Raw genomic sequence first — 18,253 nt, forward strand, 5'->3', positions numbered from 1 at the left:
CATCGGCATAATAAGGAACCACTTAATCAGTGATATTATTACTAAAGGCTTCAACATTCCACTGGTCATCGGCGCTCACATACTGGATGGAAGCATTAACCATCCAGAATGCATCTCGGCTATCGTCAAAAGTTGAAGTTTTATCAGCAGGGAAATCATGTTTATCCACATTCCAGTAGGTCAGGTAAGACTGATCCTCCCAGTGAACTCCAATAAATGGAATAACCCGGCTGCCATCCGCCATTTCAAATGTGTGATCATAGTTGATGGTAAAGCTGTACCGAGGTGAAACGGGTAACTCATTACTCTTCAGGTTACGGCACAGATCATCATTACTGTCGTCATGAGCCGCAGCCCAGTCCTCCAGTTCAAACAGGGCCTGATTATTGAAATTCCAGCGATTTACAAAATCTGAGGTGATCTCTTTTCGCAACCAAGTTGCGAAACCACTGACATGCCCATTTGGATAAGGAGCCCAATCAAATCCCAGCTCTAAGCCTTTGATTTCTACACGCGCTGTATTCTTAGTTCGATAAACTACCGCAGGCTCTGCAACAATATCCCCGGTAAGCACGCCTTCATCATCAACCTCGTGGGGGCGGTATTTTATTGGGGCGGGTCAACTCGATCGGTTACAGATGTATTTACACGGAACCAACCGGCAATAGAATAGCGATCCCGATTTGCAGGCAGTACTTCGTGGGGAAACTCCTCACTCAAGAAAGTCACCACCGTTCCCATTAACGGTGTTACTTTGGTCCCGATCCTATCTTGATCATTTTTGTAGAGCACCAGCTCACCAGCATCCAAAGGATTCCAGCTGGGATTGAGGTAAACAATCAGAGAAAGCACCCGGGTGGCCTCTCCGCGAAATGCATCGTAGTGCCTTTTGTAGTAGTCCCCTGGCCTATAGTGGGAGAAATGGCTTTCGAAAGAAAAGAGCCCAAGGAAAAGGCGTCGGTTGAGATAAACCTGCAGCTGACTCGCCCAGTTGATCCACTCCCTACCTGTGGCGAGCTCTCCGGTGATCCAACTAATTTCATCGGTACGGACAAACTCATTCAAAAGGTAATCGTCTCCTCGACCAATCCCCGCATCAATAAATTTTTCTCCACTTATTTTCTGCTGATAGGCAAGGAGCGCACTGGAGAGGGATTCGGGAAGTGCCGCGTGGCGAATACTATAGCCTTCCTCGGTAAGATCCTGAGTAATATAGGCAAATAGAGTTTCATCGAAAGTGCTATCGCCACCCAGCGACATCAACAGTTTGGCTGCTACCAAGTTATTTTCCTACTGATAAGAGGCGCGACGATGGGTGGAAACTTCGCCAAGAGCACTCGCTTAATAATCAATCTGTATTCTTAATGAGAAACAGAGTAAGGCCCGAGTACGATTGCGGCCGGTTGTTGGCCAGAGGCAGAATGGGAACTCCGGATGCAGCCTACGTTAGCCGAAAGCTGCCTGGGAGTCTACGAAAGTAAAAAGGGAGCGACCTGCTTAAGTTAAACCCTTGTGAAAGTAGGGTCCTCTGGAGACGCATCCCTGCCCCTCCAAAGCAGTAGTCAAACCGATATTAGAAACAATCACCGGGCACGCGCACCCAACCTTCCATCAGAATTCGCGCACTGCGGCTCATAATGGCTTTGGTCGCGGTCCACCGCCCATCCACTTTTTCCGCATGAGCACCCACACGCAGAGTACCCGAGGGGTGACCAAAGCAGACTGAATTACGTTCACCACCACCAGCGGCAATATTGACCAGAGTTCCGGGAATAGAGGCCGCGGTGCCGATCGCCACGGCGGCCGTGCCCATCATGGCATGGTGCAATTTACCCATCGATAAAGCCCGTACGAGCAGATCGATATCCGACGCAGCGACCCTTTTACCGCTGGAGGCAATATACTCCTGCGGTTTGGCCACAAAGGCGATTTTGGGCGTGTGCTGACGAGCTGCTGCTTCCTCTACAGAGGAGATCAATCCCATTTTTACCGCACCATAGGCCCGAATGGTTTCAAACATGGCCAACGCTTTGCCATCGCTATTAATCGCCTCCTGCAGCTCGGTGCCGGCATAACCCATTTCTTCCGCATTGAGGAAAATCGTGGGAATACCGGCGTTGATCATAGTGGCCTTAAGTACACCAACACCGGGCACTTCCAGATCATCCACTAGGTTGCCGGTAGGTAACATGGCGCCCTCGCCATCGGCGGGGTCCATAAATTCAATCTTTACTTCAGCCGCCGGAAAAGTGACGCCGTCCAGCTCAAAATCGCCGGTTTCCTGCACTTCACCGTTAATGATCGGCACATGAGCAACAATGGTCTGGCCAATATTGGCCTGCCAGATTCGCACAGTGCAGATGCCATTTTGCGGAATTCTAGAGGGCTCCACAAAGCCACTGTTAATGGCAAAGGCGCCCACAGCGGCGGTAAGATTGCCGCAGTTACCACTCCAATCAACAAAGGGTTTGTCGATGGAAACCTGGCCAAACAAGTAATTCACATCGTGATCGAGCTTATCGCAGGCAGACAGGATCACCGTTTTACTAGTGCTCGAAGTGGCGCCGCCCATCCCATCGGTTTGCTTACCGTAGGGGTCGGGACTGCCAATCACGCGTAACAGTAAATTGTCACGGGCCTCTCCCGGCACCTGCGCAACTTCGGGCAAGTCTTGCAGACGGAAGAAAACCCCTTTGCTGGTGCCCCCGCGCATGTAGGTCGCAGGGATTTTGACTTGAGGAGCAAATTTCAACATTTAAACCGTCGCCTCTGCTTCGAGGAAGTCTTTGGCAAAGCGCTGCAAAACACCGCCCGCTTCATAAATGGATGCCTCTTCTGCGGTATCCAGGCGGCAAGTGACCGGTGCCTCAATAGTTTCACCATTAGTGCGGTGAATCAGTAAGGTCAGGGTGGCATGCGGCGTACGCTCACCCAGTACGTCGAAGGTCTCAGTCCCGTCAATGCCCAGGGTTTCGCGGGTAGTCCCCGGCTTAAATTCCAGCGGCAGTACACCCATACCGATCAGATTGGTGCGGTGGATACGCTCAAAGCCCTCGGCAACAATCACTTCCACCCCAGCCAGGCGTACACCTTTAGCGGCCCAGTCACGGGAGGAACCCTGACCATAATCCGCACCGGCAACGATTATCAGCGGCTGCTTGCGATCCATATAGGTTTCGATCGCTTCCCACATACGCGTAACCTGCCCTTCCGGCTCGATACGAGCCAGGGAGCCTTGGCGAATCTCGCCACTGTCATCGCGCACCATTTCGTTGAGCAGTTTTGGGTTGGCAAACGTTGCACGCTGCGCGGTGAGGTGATCACCACGGTGAGTGGCGTAGGAGTTAAAGTCCTCCTCCGGCAGGCCCATTTTCGCCAGGTATTCGCCGGCGGCACTGCTGGCCAAAATTGCATTGGAGGGAGACAGGTGATCGGTGGTGATATTGTCTCCCAGCACCGCCAGCGGGCGCATCCCTTTCAAAGCGCGCTCTCCGGCCAGTGCGCCCTCCCAGTATGGCGGGCGGCGAATATAGGTGCTCATTGAGCGCCAATCATAAAGGGCCTGCCCCCGCTCTTCCGCTGCATCCCGCTCTTCAAACATAGGGATATACACATCGCGGAATTGCTGTGGTTTTACGCTCTGACGCACGATCGCATCGATCTCTTCGTCGCTGGGCCAGATATCTTTTAAGGTGATTGGCTTGCCATCGGCATCGTACCCCAACGCATCCTTTTCAATATCGAATCGGATGGTACCGGCAATCGCGTAGGCCACCACTAAAGGCGGTGAAGCCAGAAACGCCTGCTTGGCGTAGGGGTGAATACGACCATCGAAGTTGCGGTTACCAGAGAGTACCGCGGTTGAATACAAATCGCGCTCGATCACTTCCTGCTGGATTTTGGGATCGAGGGCACCGCTCATACCGTTACAGGTAGTGCAGGCAAAGGCCACAACGCCGAAGCCCATCTGCTCCAGATCTGTCAACAGCTCCGCTTCTTGCAGATACATTTTTACCGTCTTGGAACCCGGTGCCAGGGAGGATTTCACCCAGGGCTTGCGGGTTAGGCCGAGTTTGTTCGCATTGCGGGCAATCAGACCTGCGGCAATCATATTGCGCGGGTTGCTGGTGTTGGTGCAGCTGGTAATGGCTGCAATGATTACAGCACCATCCGGCATCTCGCCGGCTTTCTCTTCCCAGGCCTTGGCGATACCGCGGTTGGCCAGTTCAGAGGCCGGCAACAGTGCATGAGGATTGGACGGACCCGCCAGGTTACGGCCAACGCTGGTGAGGTCAAATTTCAGCACACGCTCGTATTCGGCATCTTTCAAGGTGTCGGACCAGAGGCCAGTTTCCTTGGCGAACTGCTCCACCAGCGCTACCTGCTCGTCATCGCGACCAGTAAGCTTCAGGTAATCAATGGTCTGTCCATCAATAGAGAACATGGCCGCCGTAGCGCCATATTCCGGCGTCATATTGGAAATAGTAGCGCGGTCGCCCAGAGTCAGGTTCGCAGCACCCTCACCATAGAATTCCAGATAGGCACCCACTACGCGCTCACGGCGCAGGAATTCTGTCAGAGCCAATACCAGGTCGGTACCGGTAATGCCGGGCTGCAATTTTCCGGTCAGCTCTACACCGACGATATCTGGTAAGCGCATATAAGAGGCGCGGCCAAGCATAACGCTTTCGGCTTCGAGGCCACCCACACCGACGGAAATCACACCCAGAGCGTCAACCATTGGCGTGTGGCTATCGGTACCGACACAGGTATCCGGGAAGGCTACGCCTTCGCGCACCTGCACCACTGGAGACATTTTCTCCAAATTGATCTGATGCATGATGCCGTTGCCGGGCGGGATTACATCGACATTTTCAAACGCGGTTTTGGTCCAATTGATAAAGTGAAAGCGGTCTTCGTTACGGCGCTCTTCCACCGCGCGGTTTTTCTCGAAAGCATCCTTTTCAAAACCGGGGTGCTCCACCGCAAGAGAGTGGTCGACAATCAATTGGGTGGGAACGACTGGATTTACCTTGGCAGGATCTCCGCCTTTCTCGGCAATGGCATCGCGCAGGCCGGCCAGATCTACCAGCGCGGTTTGGCCGAGGATATCGTGGCAAACCACCCGCGCAGGGAACCATGGAAAATCCAGCTCGCGCTTGCGCTCAATAATTTGCTTGAGGGAGTCAATCAGTTTTTCCGGCTCACAGCGGCGCACCAGGTTTTCCGCCAGAATACGTGAGGTATACGGCAGTTTGGCATAGGCACCGGGCTGGATTGCGTCTACGGCGGCGCGGGTATCGAAATAATCGAGATCTGTACCCGGCAGTGATTTGCGGTAATCAGTATTCATAGCTTGGTAACGTGGATTGGTAAATCAGTCGAATAGGTTAGTTAAATCTGAGCTCTTCAGAGAAGACCCCACTGCCGCCGGGTTTCGGCAGCGGTGGGAACGGCGCACCAGGTACGCCTCACGTCCACTTGGGCGTGTATTAACCGCGTTCGGCAATTGGAGGCACAGTGCGGGGCTCAACACCGACATACTCGGCACTCGGGCGAATAATGCGATTGTCTGCTCGCTGCTCGAACACATGTGCTGCCCAGCCGGTAAGGCGGGACATTACAAAGATCGGGGTGAACAGCTTGGTGGGAATACCCATAAAGTGATAAGCGGAAGCGTGGAAGAAGTCTGCATTACAGAACAACTTCTTCTCGCGCCACATCACTTCTTCACAGCGCACAGATACTGGATACAACACGGTATCGCCCACATCTTCAGACAGCTTTTCAGACCAGCCTTTGATGATCTCGTTGCGCGGATCAGACTCGCGGTAGATCGCGTGGCCGAAACCCATAATCTTCTCTTTGCGCTCGAGCATTCCCAACAGCCCTTTTTCCGCTTCATCCGGATTGGCGAAGCGTTCGATCATTTCCATTGCCGCTTCGTTGGCACCGCCATGTAGAGGGCCGCGCAGGGTACCGATCGCACCGGTAATGCAGCTGAACAGGTCGGAGAGGGTTGAGGCACAAACACGGGCGGTAAACGTGGACGCATTAAACTCATGTTCTGCGTAGAGGATCAGGGAAACATTCATCACCTGTTCGTGTAACGCATTCGGCTTCTCACCGCGCAGCATATGCAGGAAGTGACCGCCGATGCTGTCATCATCCGTATCGGTTTCAATACGCTCGTTGTCGTGGGTAAAGCGGTACCAGTAGCAAATGATGGAGGGGAAAGCGGCCAGCAGACGATTGGCTTTTTCCAGCTGCTGTGCGAAGGACTCCTCTCCTTCCAGATTGCCCAACATGGAGCAGCCTGTGCGCATTACATCCATCGGGTGCGCATCGGCGGGTATCCGCTCGAGAACTTCCTTCAACGCTTGCGGCAGACCGCGCATGCTTTTCAGCAGCGCTTTATATTCAGCCAGCTGAGCACTGGTGGGCAACTCTCCGTAAAAAATCAGGTAGGCAACTTCCTCAAACTCACAGTGTTGCGCCAGGTCTTTGATATCGTAGCCGCGATAAGTGAGGCCGGAGCCGGTTTTACCTACGGTAGAGAGTGCAGTTTTTCCCGCTACCTGGCCGCGTAGACCGGCACCGCTTAATGATTTTTCTGCCATCTTCCTTATTCCCCTTTTGTAGACACTATTTCTGTATTCGCCCGAAAACCGCCTTTTAAGCTGCCCGAACCCTGGGCCCGAGCCAGCATTACACACGGCTGGTACGGTGGTTTACTTCTTAAACAGATCGTCGAGCTTCTGCTCAAACACGTGATAATTGAGGTAATCGTACAGCTCCTCACGGGTCTGCATGGTGTCCACAACCGCTTTCTGATCACCATTTTGCAGAATACTGGAGTACACATTTTCCGCCGCTCGGTTCATGGCCCGAAACGCCGACAGCGGATACAGTACGATATCTGCGCCCGCTTCGCCCAACTCTTTGGCGTTATACAGCTCAGTTTGTCCAAACTCGGTGATATTCGCCAAAATCGGTACATTCAAGGCATCCTTGAATGCACGATAGTGCTCCAGCTCGGTCACTGCTTCGGCAAAAATACCGTCAGCTCCAGCCTCGATACAGGCCTGGGCGCGCTCGATCGCCGCCTCGAGCCCTTCCTGGGCAAAAGCATCGGTCCGAGCCATGATAAAGAAGTCGTCATCGGTGCGCGCATCGACTGCAGCCTTAATTCGGTCCACCATTTCCTGCTTGGAAACGATTTCTTTATTCGGACGGTGCCCGCAGCGCTTTTGCGCCACCTGGTCTTCGATATGTACCGCACCGGCGCCGGCACGGATCATTTCCTTGATGGTGCGCGCAATATTGAAGGCGCCGCCCCAGCCGGTATCAATATCCACCAGCAGCGGCAGTTCGCTGGCAGCGCTAATGCGGCGCACATCCTCGAGCACATTATCGAGACTGGTCATGCCCAGGTCCGGCAGGCCGTAGGACGCATTGGCAACCCCAGCGCCAGAGAGGTAAATTGCCTTGTGGCCGATACGCTCTGCCATGATGGCGGAGTAGGCGTTGATCGTGCCTACGACCTGCAGGGGTGAATTTTCAGCGAGTGCGCTGCGAAAACGCGCGCCGGCGGATGGCTGTTGGCTCATACTCTACCTCAGTTTATTTTCAATATTTTGCCTAGAAGCACGGATATGACGGCGCATCAACAGCTCGGCCAGCTCCCCATCCCCCGCTTCAATGGCTTCGATAATGTGGCTGTGTTCACGGAACGCGCGCTGAGCCCTGGGACTGGCCATACCCAGCTGGTAGCGATACATACGAACACGGTAGTAAAGACGGTTGCACAGGGTGTCGATCAACAGATCATTCTTAGAAGCCTGCACAATACGAAAATGAAAGTCGAAATCCCCTTCCGGCTGGAAGTAAGCCTTACCGGCCTGTAATTCTTCCTGTTGTTCATGGCGGGAGAGCATCTGGCGCAAATCCAGTAGGTCCTCTTCGCTGCGCTGCTCGGCGGCGAGCCGACAAGCCATCCCCTCCAGAGCCTCACGCAATTCGTAGAGTTCCAGCAGGCCGCGTTCACTCAGTTTGACCACCCGAGCACCGACATTGACCCGGCGTTCCAGCAGCCCAAGTGACTCCAGGCGCATCAAGGCTTCCCGTAAACTACCGCGACTCGCATTGAATCGGCGAGCCAGCTCAGGCTCACTAATTTTACTGCCAGAAGGGATTTGCCCCTCCACAATTTCAGCGCGCAAGGTCAAAAACAAGCGTTCAGCCAGGCTCTGATGTGGCTCCTGCAGAGGGCTATTCACTTCGGCTACACCCATCAATCTCTAATATTGTCGACAATTTTTAAGTTGCGCAGACCTTAAATCACTGAGACCTGGGCGTCAACTCGATATGATACGAACAATTGTTGACAATGTGTGGCGCTAAATGACTTTTATCACGGTAGTAGTCTTGCCACCGTTAAGTGGGCATAATAGCGCCCGCGCCAGATACGGCATGCCCCAACCACCGCGGGCGCTCTATGCTTATCTGGGGTAGGGAAAAAATCCCGACGATAGAATTTCCAAACCCCGGTACAGCGCTCATTGACAAGGCTGCCAGCACCCAGGTTTCAGACAGAGTTATGCCGAAGAGTATTATCAGGCGATGGCTGCCAAGCCCCGAAGAAATCCGAGCCAAGAATGGGCTCAAGTTTCTGGGGACTCTTCTCCACGATCCCAACCTATTTCACCTGAACCGACATTCGGTTTCAGTCGCCTTTGCCGTTGGTGTCTTTACCAGTTTCCTGCCCCTGCCCGGCCAAATGGTCATCGCCGCATTGCTCGCACTCTGGTTGCGCTGCAATCTACCGCTTTCCATCATCCTGGTATGGATCAGCAACCCGGTCACCATGCCCGCAATCTTTTACAGTACCTACAAGCTCGGCGCCTGGATTCTGGGCGCGCCGCCAGTGGATTTCAATATTGAGCTTTCCTGGGAGTGGTTAACGGGTGAGGTGGGTAAAATCTGGATGCCGCTATTTATCGGCTCCCTGCTCGCCGGCATCTTCTTCGCTACATTGGCCTACTTTTCTATGCGCGCGCTTTGGCGCTGGCATGTCGTAAAGCGGTGGAAATTGAGACTGGAGCGACGCTCCGCGGTCAGCTGACTTTTGCAGGCACTCTCGACTGGAAACCCATTAAGCTCACCTGAGCCCTCCCGACTTGGCAGTAGCGCACACTGCTAACAACCACAGCCAGGCCCTATCACTGCAATCTTCCCCGGCGAACAACGCTACCGCCCCAAAAAACTGTCAACTTACTTTGGGGCGTGGTTACGGCGCGACTTATTCGTTGCGCAGGGCTGCGGCGGGCTGTACGCGACTGGCCTGCAGAGCGGGGTACAAGGTGGCCAAAAGGCTGAGTAGGAAACCAGCGCCTACCACCAGGGCAACATCAGGCCAGGACAACTCCGATGGCAAATAGTCCACCGGGTAGACGTCCGACTTCAGGAATTGGACACCAAATACAGACTCCAGGCCAACCACCAAATCGGTGACTGTGAGGGCTCCCAGCACCCCCAGGGCGCCCCCGACAAGAGCCCCCACCAAGCCGACCAAAGCGCCCTGACTGACAAAAGTGAGTAGAATCTGCCGAGTACTCGCCCCCATGGTGCGCAAAATGGCGATATCCGTGTGCTTGTCGATCACTACCATCACCAGGGTAGACACAACATTGAAAGCCGCAATGGCAATGATCAGTAGTACCAGCAAACTCACCAGGTTGCGGGACATCTGAATCGCTTGGTAGAGATTACCGTGGGTACGGCTCCAGTCGGTCCCGTAATAACCATCGCGCGGCAACTCCTTCAGCAGGCGCCGCATAATCCAGTTGGCCTCAAGCATCTCTGTCATACGCAGCTGAATGCCCGCGCCGCCCCTATTTCCGGCCAATTCCTGAGCCTGCCCCCATGAGACCAGTGCCAGTGACTGATCTAGAGCCGTACCGGAGTGGAATATTTCGGATACCTGGAAACCCGCCACACGGGCTGCGCGGCGACTGCCGGAGGCGGCATCGTTATTCGGCACAATCAGGGAGAGGTAATCCCCCTGCTCCACCCCCAACTTTTCGGCAATGCCGCGCCCCAGAACCACGCCGGGTTCGGACTCGTTAAGCATCGCCGGAAAAGCACCGGGGCTGAGAAAATCACTGATATTCGAGACATTGACGATCGTCTCGGGGTTTACACCCTGGACTAACAGTGGCGTGACCTCAGCGCCACGGCGGGCCAATGCATTCACTTGCCAGACCTCAGCTGCGGACTGCACCTGGGCATCCGCTGCCAACTGATCCCGCAAGGCTGGCCAATCCACCTCTGCACTGGCGTTGTAGATCGTGGCATGGGGCATGATGCCCAAAATACGCTCACGCAGCTCGCGGTCGAAGCCATTCATCACCGACATCACCACGATCATCAGGGCGACACCGAGTATCAACCCAATCATGGAGAGGCCAGAAATAAAGGAAACCAAGCCTGCAGAATCATCGTTGCGGCGCTGGGCGCCGGCGTAGCGCAGGCCAATAAAGGCGGGAAGTGGCTTAAACATGATTACCCTGATGCCAATCGCTGAGTAGCTCACCGTCCACCAGGTGCAGGCAGCGATCCAAGGCTGCAGCCAGGTCCGGGTCATGGGTCACAATCACAAAGCTGATACTCATCTCGCGATTGAGGCGATCCATCAACTTGTGAATTTCCCCCGCCGTGGCCCTGTCCAGATTACCAGTGGGTTCATCCATCAAGACACAAGCGGGCCTTGTCACCAGAGCCCGCGCAATGGCTACCCGCTGTCGCTCACCACCGGAGAGCTGCGAAGGCTTGTGATCGATTCGCTCGCCGAGACCCACGGCCTCAAGCATAGATTTGGCCTCGGATCGCGCACTCGCCACACTGTGCTTGCCAATTAACAGAGGCATAGCCACATTTTCCAGGGCGCTAAACTCATTGAGCAGATGGTGGAACTGGTAGACAAAACCCAGACTACTATTGCGCAGCCAACCACGCTGATTGGCATTTAGGTCCGCAAGATTCTGTCCCGCGACCCAGACCTCGCCGGTACTTGGGGTATCCAAGCCACCGAGCAAGTTCAGCAGCGTCGATTTTCCTGAACCGGACGCCCCCACAATGGCGAGCTTCTCGCCCCGCTCTACTTGCAGCTCCACGCCACGCAATACTTCAAGGTCCCGGCCCCCCTGGCGATAACGCTTGCGCAGTTGTCGGCAGGCCAGTACGGCCTCACTGGGAGCCTGAGCCGGTCTCGCCTGCTTAGTATCTATTTCCACTCGACTATTCATCAGTTTGTGCCGTTTTCAAATTCTTAGATATCACTTTGTAAATTCCACATAATCGATTGATTTATATGAAATTTACTCATAGCGCAAAGCTTCTGCCGGCTCTATCTGCGCCGCTCGCCAGGCAGGTAACAGGGTCGCCAGTAAACTCATACCCGCCGCCGCAGAAAGCACCACGAGCGCGTCGCCCATACGGAACTCCGAAGGCAGATAGCTGACGAAAAATACACGTGGATCAAATATCTTGGCGCCCAACAGGTTCTCTATCCAGCTCACCATCTCGGTGAGATTGAGCGCAATCAAAATTCCCAGCAACGCGCCACTAAAGGCACCTATCAAGCCGATGGCACTACCCTGTACAACAAATACCGCCATGATCTGACGCGAGGTTAGGCCCAGGGTTCGCAGCACGGCGATATCGGAGCGCTTATCGGCCACCATCAGCACCAGGGCAGAGACAATGTTGAACGCCGCCACGGCCACAATGATCATCAACATCAGTGTGACCACCGTCTTCTCCATCTTCACCGCCTGGAACAGGCTGCCCTGAGAATGACTCCAGTCCTCGCCACTGAAGCCCTCACCAAGCGCGGCCGCATAGGGGGCAACCCTTCCCAAAGCATTATCCATATCGTCAAAACGCAGCTGCAGCCCTTGCACTTTTCCGGACATCCGCATCAACCGGGCCGCATCCTCTATGTTCATCAGGGCCACGCTCTGATCCACCTGGGCACCGACCGAAAAGATTCCGGCAACGGTAAAGCGCTTGGTGCGGGGAAAGATACCGGCGGGGGTTATCGCAACTTCCGGCAGGGTCAGTATGACCGATTCGCCGGGAAGCACATTGAGTTGCTGAGCGAGAATACGACCGAGCACAATGCGATAGCTGCGCGGCTGTAACTCATCCAGGTTCCCCATCACCATGTTTTCGCCCACCTTGGAGACATTGCGCAACGCCTCGGGGTCGACCCCCTGGAACTCGACGCCGTGGCTATCGCCATAAGCACTTAGTAGGGCAAATCCCTTCACGAATGGGCTCGCGGCCTCCACGTGGGGTTGCTGTTCAAGCTCCTGCGCAACCCCCTGCCACTCCTTCAGGCCGCCATCGCGCTCAACGAAGCCATGGGGAACAACACTCAAGATTCGTGTTTTTAGCTCACGATCGAAGCCGTTCATTACAGAAGTCACAACGATCAAAGCAAGAACACCTAGTGCCATGCCGACCAGGGAGAAGCCGTTGATAAAAGAAATGAACTGCTGCCGGCGGCGGGCAGCCACATATCTCAGGCCGATATAAAGGGGGACAGGTTTTAACATAGCGTCGATTTAAACGGAAAATAGTCAAGAAATCCAAGTATTTAGGCAGCTTCAACGTTTAGAGAGGGTTTTTAGCTTCGCCCGTAAGCGCTGCAACTCGGCTTCACTCCAGTCTGGAGGCTCAGTCAGCGCGACCCAGGCGAGAGTGTATCCCGCTGGCGTGTAGCGATGCCCAAAATCTCGCGGGGTATCCCCAACATAGAAGTCCGCCAACAACTGCAACATAGTGACAACAGGGAACCACCGCAGATCTGGAGAGACATCGGGCCCTCTGGGGCACTCCAACCATTCAGGCCTGCGATACGCCCAGCGAAAATCAAAAAAAACAATCGGGTCACTGGCGTGCTGGAGAAAAGCTATTCGGAATCTACCCCAGGGCTCCCGCCCCAAATAGCCACCATATTGATTACCAAAGCGCACCACCTCCCCTCCTTTGAACTGCGGGAGCCAGGCGGGAGTACCCGGATCGCGATTGTCGGTAATCAACCGCCACGCACTCATACTAAAAGGAGGGCCAGCCCAAAGAGCACCATCTATGGGATTATCGATAACATCAAAGAATTCAAATGAGCCTTCAGAGAGCTTGGCTCCTAAACTGAGTCCGTACAAATAAAGCCTTGGACGAGTACCAACCGGCAGGCCTTCCCAGTGATCATAAATCACTTCGAATAGCGCGCGAGCCGATTTCCTTATTGCCTGCGCATCTGTAAACAACGCTATCGGACCCGGCAAATACGAGTACTGTACCGCTACGGTAGCCACATCACCTCGGTATAGGAACTCGAGAGAATTCACTGCACCCGGGTCGATCCATCCATCCCCGACCGGCGTTGCGATCAGCAAAATTTCCCGCTCAAACGCCTTAACCCGCTTTAACTCCTCAAGCGCCAAGAGAGCACGCTGCTGCGGTGTTTCTGCTGAGTGCAACCCCACATAGACCCGGATAGGGTCCACCCCTTCCCCTGCGATCTCCCAAATATCCTCAGCGGTAGGCCCAAGAGACATAAATCTACGCCCCTCACGCCCCACACTGCCCCAGGACAGCAAGGAGTCCGACCCACCTGTCTTATAGGGATCCTGCGGAGGAGGTAAATTCTCGGCGGTAATCTGGTCTAACTGCTCATAGAAAATGGAAACTGTGTAAAGGCCCAACTTCAGTAAAACCCCACTTAAGAGGCTCCAGTAAAGCGCCAAGGCTACAAGCAACCCAGCGAGTATTGCCACGCGGTCAGGAATGCTCTTTTGCAAACGCGCAGACACGACAAGCACCACCCTATGGAAACCTTTACCCATCGACCTGAAGAAGAGAAATACAACGAGTGAAACGACTCCAATAGTAACGGGACTACCCCCTGAAACTGCACGCATCCCCATCAACACGCGCACCGAGTTCTGCCAGTGAGTGCTCTGCCAGAGAAACCCCAATATCAGGCAGGCACCAAAGGCTGCCACCAGGCGCTTCAACCATTGCCGCTGTTGAAGCGTTAGCGGGATATCGGGAATCTGCAAATACCTCCAAAGCCAACGAAAAAATACGCCACAGGAATAGCCGATAGTAAAAGCCACACCGGAAAGAATGCCCTGTACAAAGGTGGGGCGGGGAATCAAAGAAGGGGTCAAGCTAAAAGCAAAAAAAACGGCCCCCAACAGCAGGCCAGAAACTGAAAAAGCGATTGTCTTTCGCATTCATGCCTGCCCACGAGACCGTGTCTAACGTCAGACTAGCATAGCGCTTACCCCAGCCGAATACGCACACCACCGGGCCTAGTAATTGGGCGTAACCACAAAAAGAAAAACTCAAAAACTTGGCAGTAATATCGCTTTATCGCACCGGGTACGTTTTTAGTTTATCCCGCAGGTGTTTCAATTCCTCCTCGCTCCAGTCGGGCGGTTCGGTCAGAGCCATCCAGGCGAGCACATAGCCATCGGGCGAATAGCGATGGCCAAACTCCAGAGGCGCGATCCCGAGATTCAGGTCGGCGATTAATTGCAACATCGTCACTATCGGGAACCACTGGAGATCCGGTGACACATCCGGCCCCCTGGGGCGCTCCATCCAGTCGGGCTTCTGCAACATCCAGCGCAAGTCGAAGAAGACTATTGGATCACTGGCGTGCTGTAAGAAGGCGATTCGAAAGCGCCCCCAGGGCTCCTGCCCCAAGTAACCTCCGTACTGGTTGCCAAAACGCACGATCTCACCACCTTTGAACTGTGGCAACCAGGCCGGAGTACCGGGATCACGGTTGTCCGTTATAGTACGCCAGATGCCGGTACCGAATGGCGGCCCGGCCCAAAGGGCACCATCAATCGGGTCATCGATGATGTCATAGAAATCAAAGGAGTCCTCGGAAAGCTGAGCACCAAGGCTCAAGCCAAAAAGGTATAACCGCGGGCGGGTATCCACGGGCAGGTCCTCCCAGTATTCATAAATCACCTTAAACAGCGCTCTGGCCGATACCAGTCCCTTTTGATCATCCGTCAACAAGGCAATGGGGCTCGGCAGATAGGAATACTGGGCTGCCACCGTGGCCACATCCCCCCGATAGAGGAACTCCAAGGTATTTACCGCCCCCGGATCAACCCAGCCAGCTCCGGTGGGTGTGGCAATCAGAAGTATCTCTCGCTCAAAGGCATTGACCCGCTTTAATTCCGCAAGCGCAAGAAAAGCCCGCTGCATTGAGGTCTCCGCCGCACGCAGCCCTACAAAAACCCTAATGGGCTCCCTGCCCAGCCCGGCAACCCCTCGAATATCTTCAGCCGTCGGGCCAAGCGTCAAAAAACGTCGTCCCTGATGCCCGACACTGTCCCAAGACAACAGTGAGTTAGCGCCCCCAGTTTTGTCTGGGTCCTCGGGCGCCTTCATTCCCTCTGCGATAGCTCGATCATGCTTTTCATAGATAAACGAGACTGTTTGCAGTCCCGCATTGAGCAGCACACCATTTAAGATGCCCCAGTAGAGTCCGATAGCCACTAGTAATCCAACGAGTAAAGCCACCCTATCTGGTATATGCCTTGCGAGATGCTCAGTAACGATACGAATAATTCGGCGAAACCCTTTACCCATGACCCAAAAGATCAAAAAAATGAGCAGGGCCATCGAACCTACAGTGAAGGGGCCGGCCCCAGTAACGGGCTGCATGCCCATCAGGGCGCGCACCGAGTTCTGCCAATGAACTCCTCGCCAAAGAAAGAAAAAAATCAGACTAACACAGGCAACCAATGCCAATCGCTTGAGGAGCTTGCGCACCCCATGGCCAATTGGGATATCGGGAAGTTCAAGGTAATTCCACAGCCAGTGGACAAACACACCTATGAAATAGCCAAAAGTAAAAGCTGTTCCAGCGAGAACCCCCTGCATAAAGGGACTGCGTGGGATCAGTGAGGGAGTAAGGGAGAGAGCAAAGAAAATAGCGCCCAGCAGCAGACCTAGAACAGAGAAAGTTTTTGAGAGTCGCATCCATGCTCGCCCCGAGGATCAAGCCCAATTGTCAGCCTAGCACACACCGTCATAAGCTCTCCGAACCTTTTTTCCTCCAAAGTCACCGAATGCAGTCTAAAAACGTGAAGAAATCCAAGTGTTTTGGCATTTTTTCTGTTCTAATAACTTGGCGTATTCGAACACCTAAATCGGAGAAGAATAAATGTTCAGCAGAAATCGCAACGGAGTGGCCCAAATCGCTGGTACCGTGGCACTTCTTTTGGCATTTGGCGCCCAGGCAAAACCCCTGGAGATCCCTTTGGAATCCCAGATCGAGGAACTGTCCTTTGGTGAAGCTCGCGGCATGAAGAAAAACGATATCAGCACGCACCTGGGTGAACCCCTGAGCATCAAAGGTCCCATCGGTGAGCCCGCCATTACCCGCTGGGAATACAATGACTTCTATGTCTTTTTCGAACGGGATACCGTATTACACACGGTAAAGAAACCGCGCGGCTAAGTCGTTTTGAGATCACGCCAGGTCCACTGTTATCAGGCCTGGCCTCCTCCCCACCCCCATTCAATCAACAAGCCAACTCACACCCTGATGTTGCGGGACTGCCCGACGCGCCTTGCCGTCAATCCCTATGGCAGCAACTCCCCAAATCATCAAGGGGCTGGATTTCCCCACGGCAACACGTCAATATGCCCGCCGTAACTTCACCCTGGTGGAGTGGTCAGCTTTTAGGCAAGTTGGCAGAACACCACCTTCAGGACCAGCGAGAAACCGATAGAAATGACAGTAAAAGTCGAATCCGTAGATAGCCTATTGAAATCCAGTGGCCGCGAAGGCGAGGAAGTTCGCGTGCAGGGCTGGATAAGAACCCGTCGCGACTCTAAAGCCGGCCTTTCTTTCCTGGCGGTACACGACGGCAGCTGCTTTGACCCCATTCAGGTGGTCGCCGAGAACCGCCTGCACAATTACCAGTCAGAAGTGCAGCGCCTAACTACCGGCTGCGCGGTGGATATTATCGGCACCGTCAAGCCCTCCGAGGGCAAAGGCCAGTCCATCGAACTACTGGCCTCCGAAGTTAAAGTAGTTGGCTGGGTGGAAGATCCAGACACCTACCCCATGTCACCCAAGCGCCACACTATGGAACACCTGCGCGAGCACGCGCATTTACGTGTTCGCACCAATGTCAGTGGTGCAGTGGCCCGTGTGCGCAACTGTATCGCCCAAGCTATTCACCGTTTCTACCATGAAAACGGTTTCCTCTACGTGCACACCCCGATTCTCACAGCTTCCGACTGTGAAGGTGCCGGTGAGATGTTCCGCGTAAGCACCCTGGATATGGAAAATCTTCCACGTACTGATAAGGGTGCAATTGATTACAGTAAGGACTTCTTTGGCGAGGAGAGTTACCTCACCGTTTCGGGCCAGCTGAATGTTGAGAGCTACTGCCTGGCCATGTCCAAGGTATACACCTTTGGCCCAACCTTCCGCGCGGAAAACTCCAACACTACTCGCCACCTGGCAGAGTTTTGGATGGTGGAACCGGAAGTAGCTTTTGCCGATCTCGCAGATGTGGCCGACCTCTCTGAGCAAATGCTGAAGTACGTGTTCAAGGCGGTACTCGAAGAGCGCGCCGACGATATGGCCTTCTTCGCCCAGCGTATCGACAAGGAGGCTATCAGCCGCCTGGAAAATATCGTCGACAATGACTTCGCGCGTATCAACTACTCCGAAGCGATCGAAATCCTGGAGAAGTGCAAAGAGAAGTTTGAGTTCCCCGTATCCTGGGGTATCGATCTGGCTTCCGAACACGAACGCTACTTGGCCGAAAAGCACTTCAAGAAGCCGGTTATCGTGATGAACTATCCGAAGGATATCAAAGCCTTCTATATGCGCATGAATGACGACGGCAAAACCGTTGCCGCCATGGACGTGCTGGCGCCGGGAATCGGCGAGATAATCGGCGGTGCCCAGCGCGAAGAACGCTTAGAAAAACTCGACGAACGCATGGATGAAATGGAGGTTCCCAAGGAACACCTCGATTGGTACCGCGACCTGCGCCGCTACGGCACAGTCCCCCATGCGGGCTTTGGGCTGGGCTTTGACCGCATCGTGTCCTACGTGACCGGAATGGGCAACATCCGCGATGTGATCCCCTTCCCGCGTACCCCCAAGAACATTGCGTTCTGATGCAAAAAAGCC

At 54.3% G+C, this 18,253-nt stretch carries 15 protein-coding genes; 3 read left to right on the forward strand and 12 right to left on the reverse strand.

Translation table 11 applies throughout. From position 1 onward, the window contains the following. Positions 1–22 precede the first annotated feature (22 nt). The 7 genes from ACCI51_RS15695 to ACCI51_RS15725 form a co-directional block, all read right to left on the reverse strand. Positions 23–574, reverse strand: a complete 552-nt coding sequence (locus ACCI51_RS15695) for a hypothetical protein (protein WP_371844414.1) — start codon at positions 572–574, stop codon at positions 23–25. Positions 575–606: 32 nt separating this feature from the next. Further along, a complete protein-coding gene (locus ACCI51_RS15700) occupies positions 607–1,281 on the reverse strand; it encodes a 2OG-Fe(II) oxygenase (protein ID WP_299588226.1) in 675 nt (224 codons plus the stop codon). Positions 1,282–1,573: 292 nt separating this feature from the next. Beyond that, positions 1,574–2,755, reverse strand: coding sequence for a 2-methylaconitate cis-trans isomerase PrpF (gene prpF, locus ACCI51_RS15705; RefSeq protein WP_371844416.1), 1,182 nt, complete (start codon positions 2,753–2,755; stop codon positions 1,574–1,576). After that, positions 2,756–5,353, reverse strand: a complete 2,598-nt coding sequence (gene acnD, locus ACCI51_RS15710) for a Fe/S-dependent 2-methylisocitrate dehydratase AcnD (protein WP_371844417.1) — start codon at positions 5,351–5,353, stop codon at positions 2,756–2,758. It abuts the gene before it with no gap. Between the two features lie 139 nt (positions 5,354–5,492). After that, positions 5,493–6,620: a bifunctional 2-methylcitrate synthase/citrate synthase gene (gene prpC, locus ACCI51_RS15715; RefSeq protein ID WP_299588230.1), complete on the reverse strand. Its 1,128-nt coding sequence runs from the start codon at positions 6,618–6,620 to the stop codon at positions 5,493–5,495. A gap of 111 nt (positions 6,621–6,731) precedes the next feature. Next, on the reverse strand, positions 6,732–7,610 hold the full coding sequence (gene prpB / locus ACCI51_RS15720) for a methylisocitrate lyase (RefSeq protein WP_371844419.1): 879 nt from the start codon (positions 7,608–7,610) through the stop codon (positions 6,732–6,734). Positions 7,611–7,613: 3 nt separating this feature from the next. After that, complete coding sequence (locus ACCI51_RS15725; RefSeq protein WP_371844421.1) at positions 7,614–8,279, reverse strand: GntR family transcriptional regulator; 666 nt, start codon at positions 8,277–8,279, stop codon at positions 7,614–7,616. A gap of 320 nt (positions 8,280–8,599) precedes the next feature. Between ACCI51_RS15725 and ACCI51_RS15730 the strand changes: the two genes are divergently transcribed. After that, positions 8,600–9,124, forward strand: a complete 525-nt coding sequence (locus ACCI51_RS15730; RefSeq protein WP_299588236.1) for a DUF2062 domain-containing protein — start codon at positions 8,600–8,602, stop codon at positions 9,122–9,124. A gap of 177 nt (positions 9,125–9,301) precedes the next feature. Here ACCI51_RS15730 and ACCI51_RS15735 read toward each other — a convergent pair whose 3' ends face one another. The 5 genes from ACCI51_RS15735 to ACCI51_RS15755 form a co-directional block, all read right to left on the reverse strand. Further along, positions 9,302–10,561, reverse strand: coding sequence for a lipoprotein-releasing ABC transporter permease subunit (locus tag ACCI51_RS15735; protein ID WP_371844423.1), 1,260 nt, complete (start codon positions 10,559–10,561; stop codon positions 9,302–9,304). Next, positions 10,554–11,306 carry a lipoprotein-releasing ABC transporter ATP-binding protein LolD gene (lolD, locus tag ACCI51_RS15740; protein WP_299588240.1) on the reverse strand — a complete coding sequence of 251 codons (753 nt, stop codon included), beginning with the start codon at positions 11,304–11,306 and terminating at the stop codon, positions 10,554–10,556. The genes ACCI51_RS15735 and lolD overlap by 8 nt, the downstream gene beginning before the upstream one ends. A 72-nt stretch (positions 11,307–11,378) precedes the next feature. After that, positions 11,379–12,620 (reverse strand): lipoprotein-releasing ABC transporter permease subunit, encoded by a 1,242-nt coding sequence (locus ACCI51_RS15745; RefSeq protein WP_299588242.1) that lies wholly within the window; start codon positions 12,618–12,620, stop codon positions 11,379–11,381. Positions 12,621–12,671: 51 nt separating this feature from the next. Beyond that, a complete protein-coding gene (locus tag ACCI51_RS15750; protein WP_371844424.1) occupies positions 12,672–14,306 on the reverse strand; it encodes an alpha/beta hydrolase in 1,635 nt (544 codons plus the stop codon). Positions 14,307–14,442: 136 nt separating this feature from the next. Next, a complete protein-coding gene (locus tag ACCI51_RS15755) occupies positions 14,443–16,077 on the reverse strand; it encodes an alpha/beta hydrolase (RefSeq protein WP_371844425.1) in 1,635 nt (544 codons plus the stop codon). A gap of 184 nt (positions 16,078–16,261) precedes the next feature. On the opposite strand from ACCI51_RS15755, the gene ACCI51_RS15760 reads away from it, so the two are divergent. Together ACCI51_RS15760 and asnS are read left to right on the forward strand one after the other, a co-directional pair. Beyond that, entirely contained in the window at positions 16,262–16,558 is a 297-nt protein-coding gene (locus ACCI51_RS15760; RefSeq protein ID WP_299588252.1) for a hypothetical protein, read from the forward strand. Between the two features lie 276 nt (positions 16,559–16,834). Next, positions 16,835–18,241, forward strand: coding sequence for an asparagine--tRNA ligase (gene asnS, locus ACCI51_RS15765; RefSeq protein ID WP_371844427.1), 1,407 nt, complete (start codon positions 16,835–16,837; stop codon positions 18,239–18,241). Positions 18,242–18,253 lie beyond the last annotated feature (12 nt).

The sequence above is a fragment of the Microbulbifer echini genome (assembly GCF_041447225.1).
Taxonomy (GTDB): domain Bacteria; phylum Pseudomonadota; class Gammaproteobacteria; order Pseudomonadales; family Cellvibrionaceae; genus Microbulbifer; species Microbulbifer echini.

Excerpts from the sequence above, each read along its gene's own strand:
- ACCI51_RS15735 (WP_371844423.1), bottom strand. The coding sequence starts at position 10,561 with ATGTTTAAGCCACTTCCCGCCTTTATTGGCCTGCGCTACGCCGGCGCC.
- ACCI51_RS15745 (WP_299588242.1), bottom strand. The coding sequence starts at position 12,620 with ATGTTAAAACCTGTCCCCCTTTATATCGGCCTGAGATATGTGGCTGCC.
- lolD (WP_299588240.1), bottom strand. The coding sequence starts at position 11,306 with ATGAATAGTCGAGTGGAAATAGATACTAAGCAGGCGAGACCGGCTCAG.
- prpB (WP_371844419.1), bottom strand. The coding sequence starts at position 7,610 with ATGAGCCAACAGCCATCCGCCGGCGCGCGTTTTCGCAGCGCACTCGCT.
- asnS (WP_371844427.1), top strand. The coding sequence starts at position 16,835 with ATGACAGTAAAAGTCGAATCCGTAGATAGCCTATTGAAATCCAGTGGC.
- prpC (WP_299588230.1), bottom strand. The coding sequence starts at position 6,620 with ATGGCAGAAAAATCATTAAGCGGTGCCGGTCTACGCGGCCAGGTAGCG.
- ACCI51_RS15755 (WP_371844425.1), bottom strand. The coding sequence starts at position 16,077 with ATGCGACTCTCAAAAACTTTCTCTGTTCTAGGTCTGCTGCTGGGCGCT.
- ACCI51_RS15760 (WP_299588252.1), top strand. The coding sequence starts at position 16,262 with ATGTTCAGCAGAAATCGCAACGGAGTGGCCCAAATCGCTGGTACCGTG.
- ACCI51_RS15730 (WP_299588236.1), top strand. The coding sequence starts at position 8,600 with ATGCCGAAGAGTATTATCAGGCGATGGCTGCCAAGCCCCGAAGAAATC.
- prpF (WP_371844416.1), bottom strand. The coding sequence starts at position 2,755 with ATGTTGAAATTTGCTCCTCAAGTCAAAATCCCTGCGACCTACATGCGC.
- ACCI51_RS15750 (WP_371844424.1), bottom strand. The coding sequence starts at position 14,306 with ATGCGAAAGACAATCGCTTTTTCAGTTTCTGGCCTGCTGTTGGGGGCC.
- acnD (WP_371844417.1), bottom strand. The coding sequence starts at position 5,353 with ATGAATACTGATTACCGCAAATCACTGCCGGGTACAGATCTCGATTAT.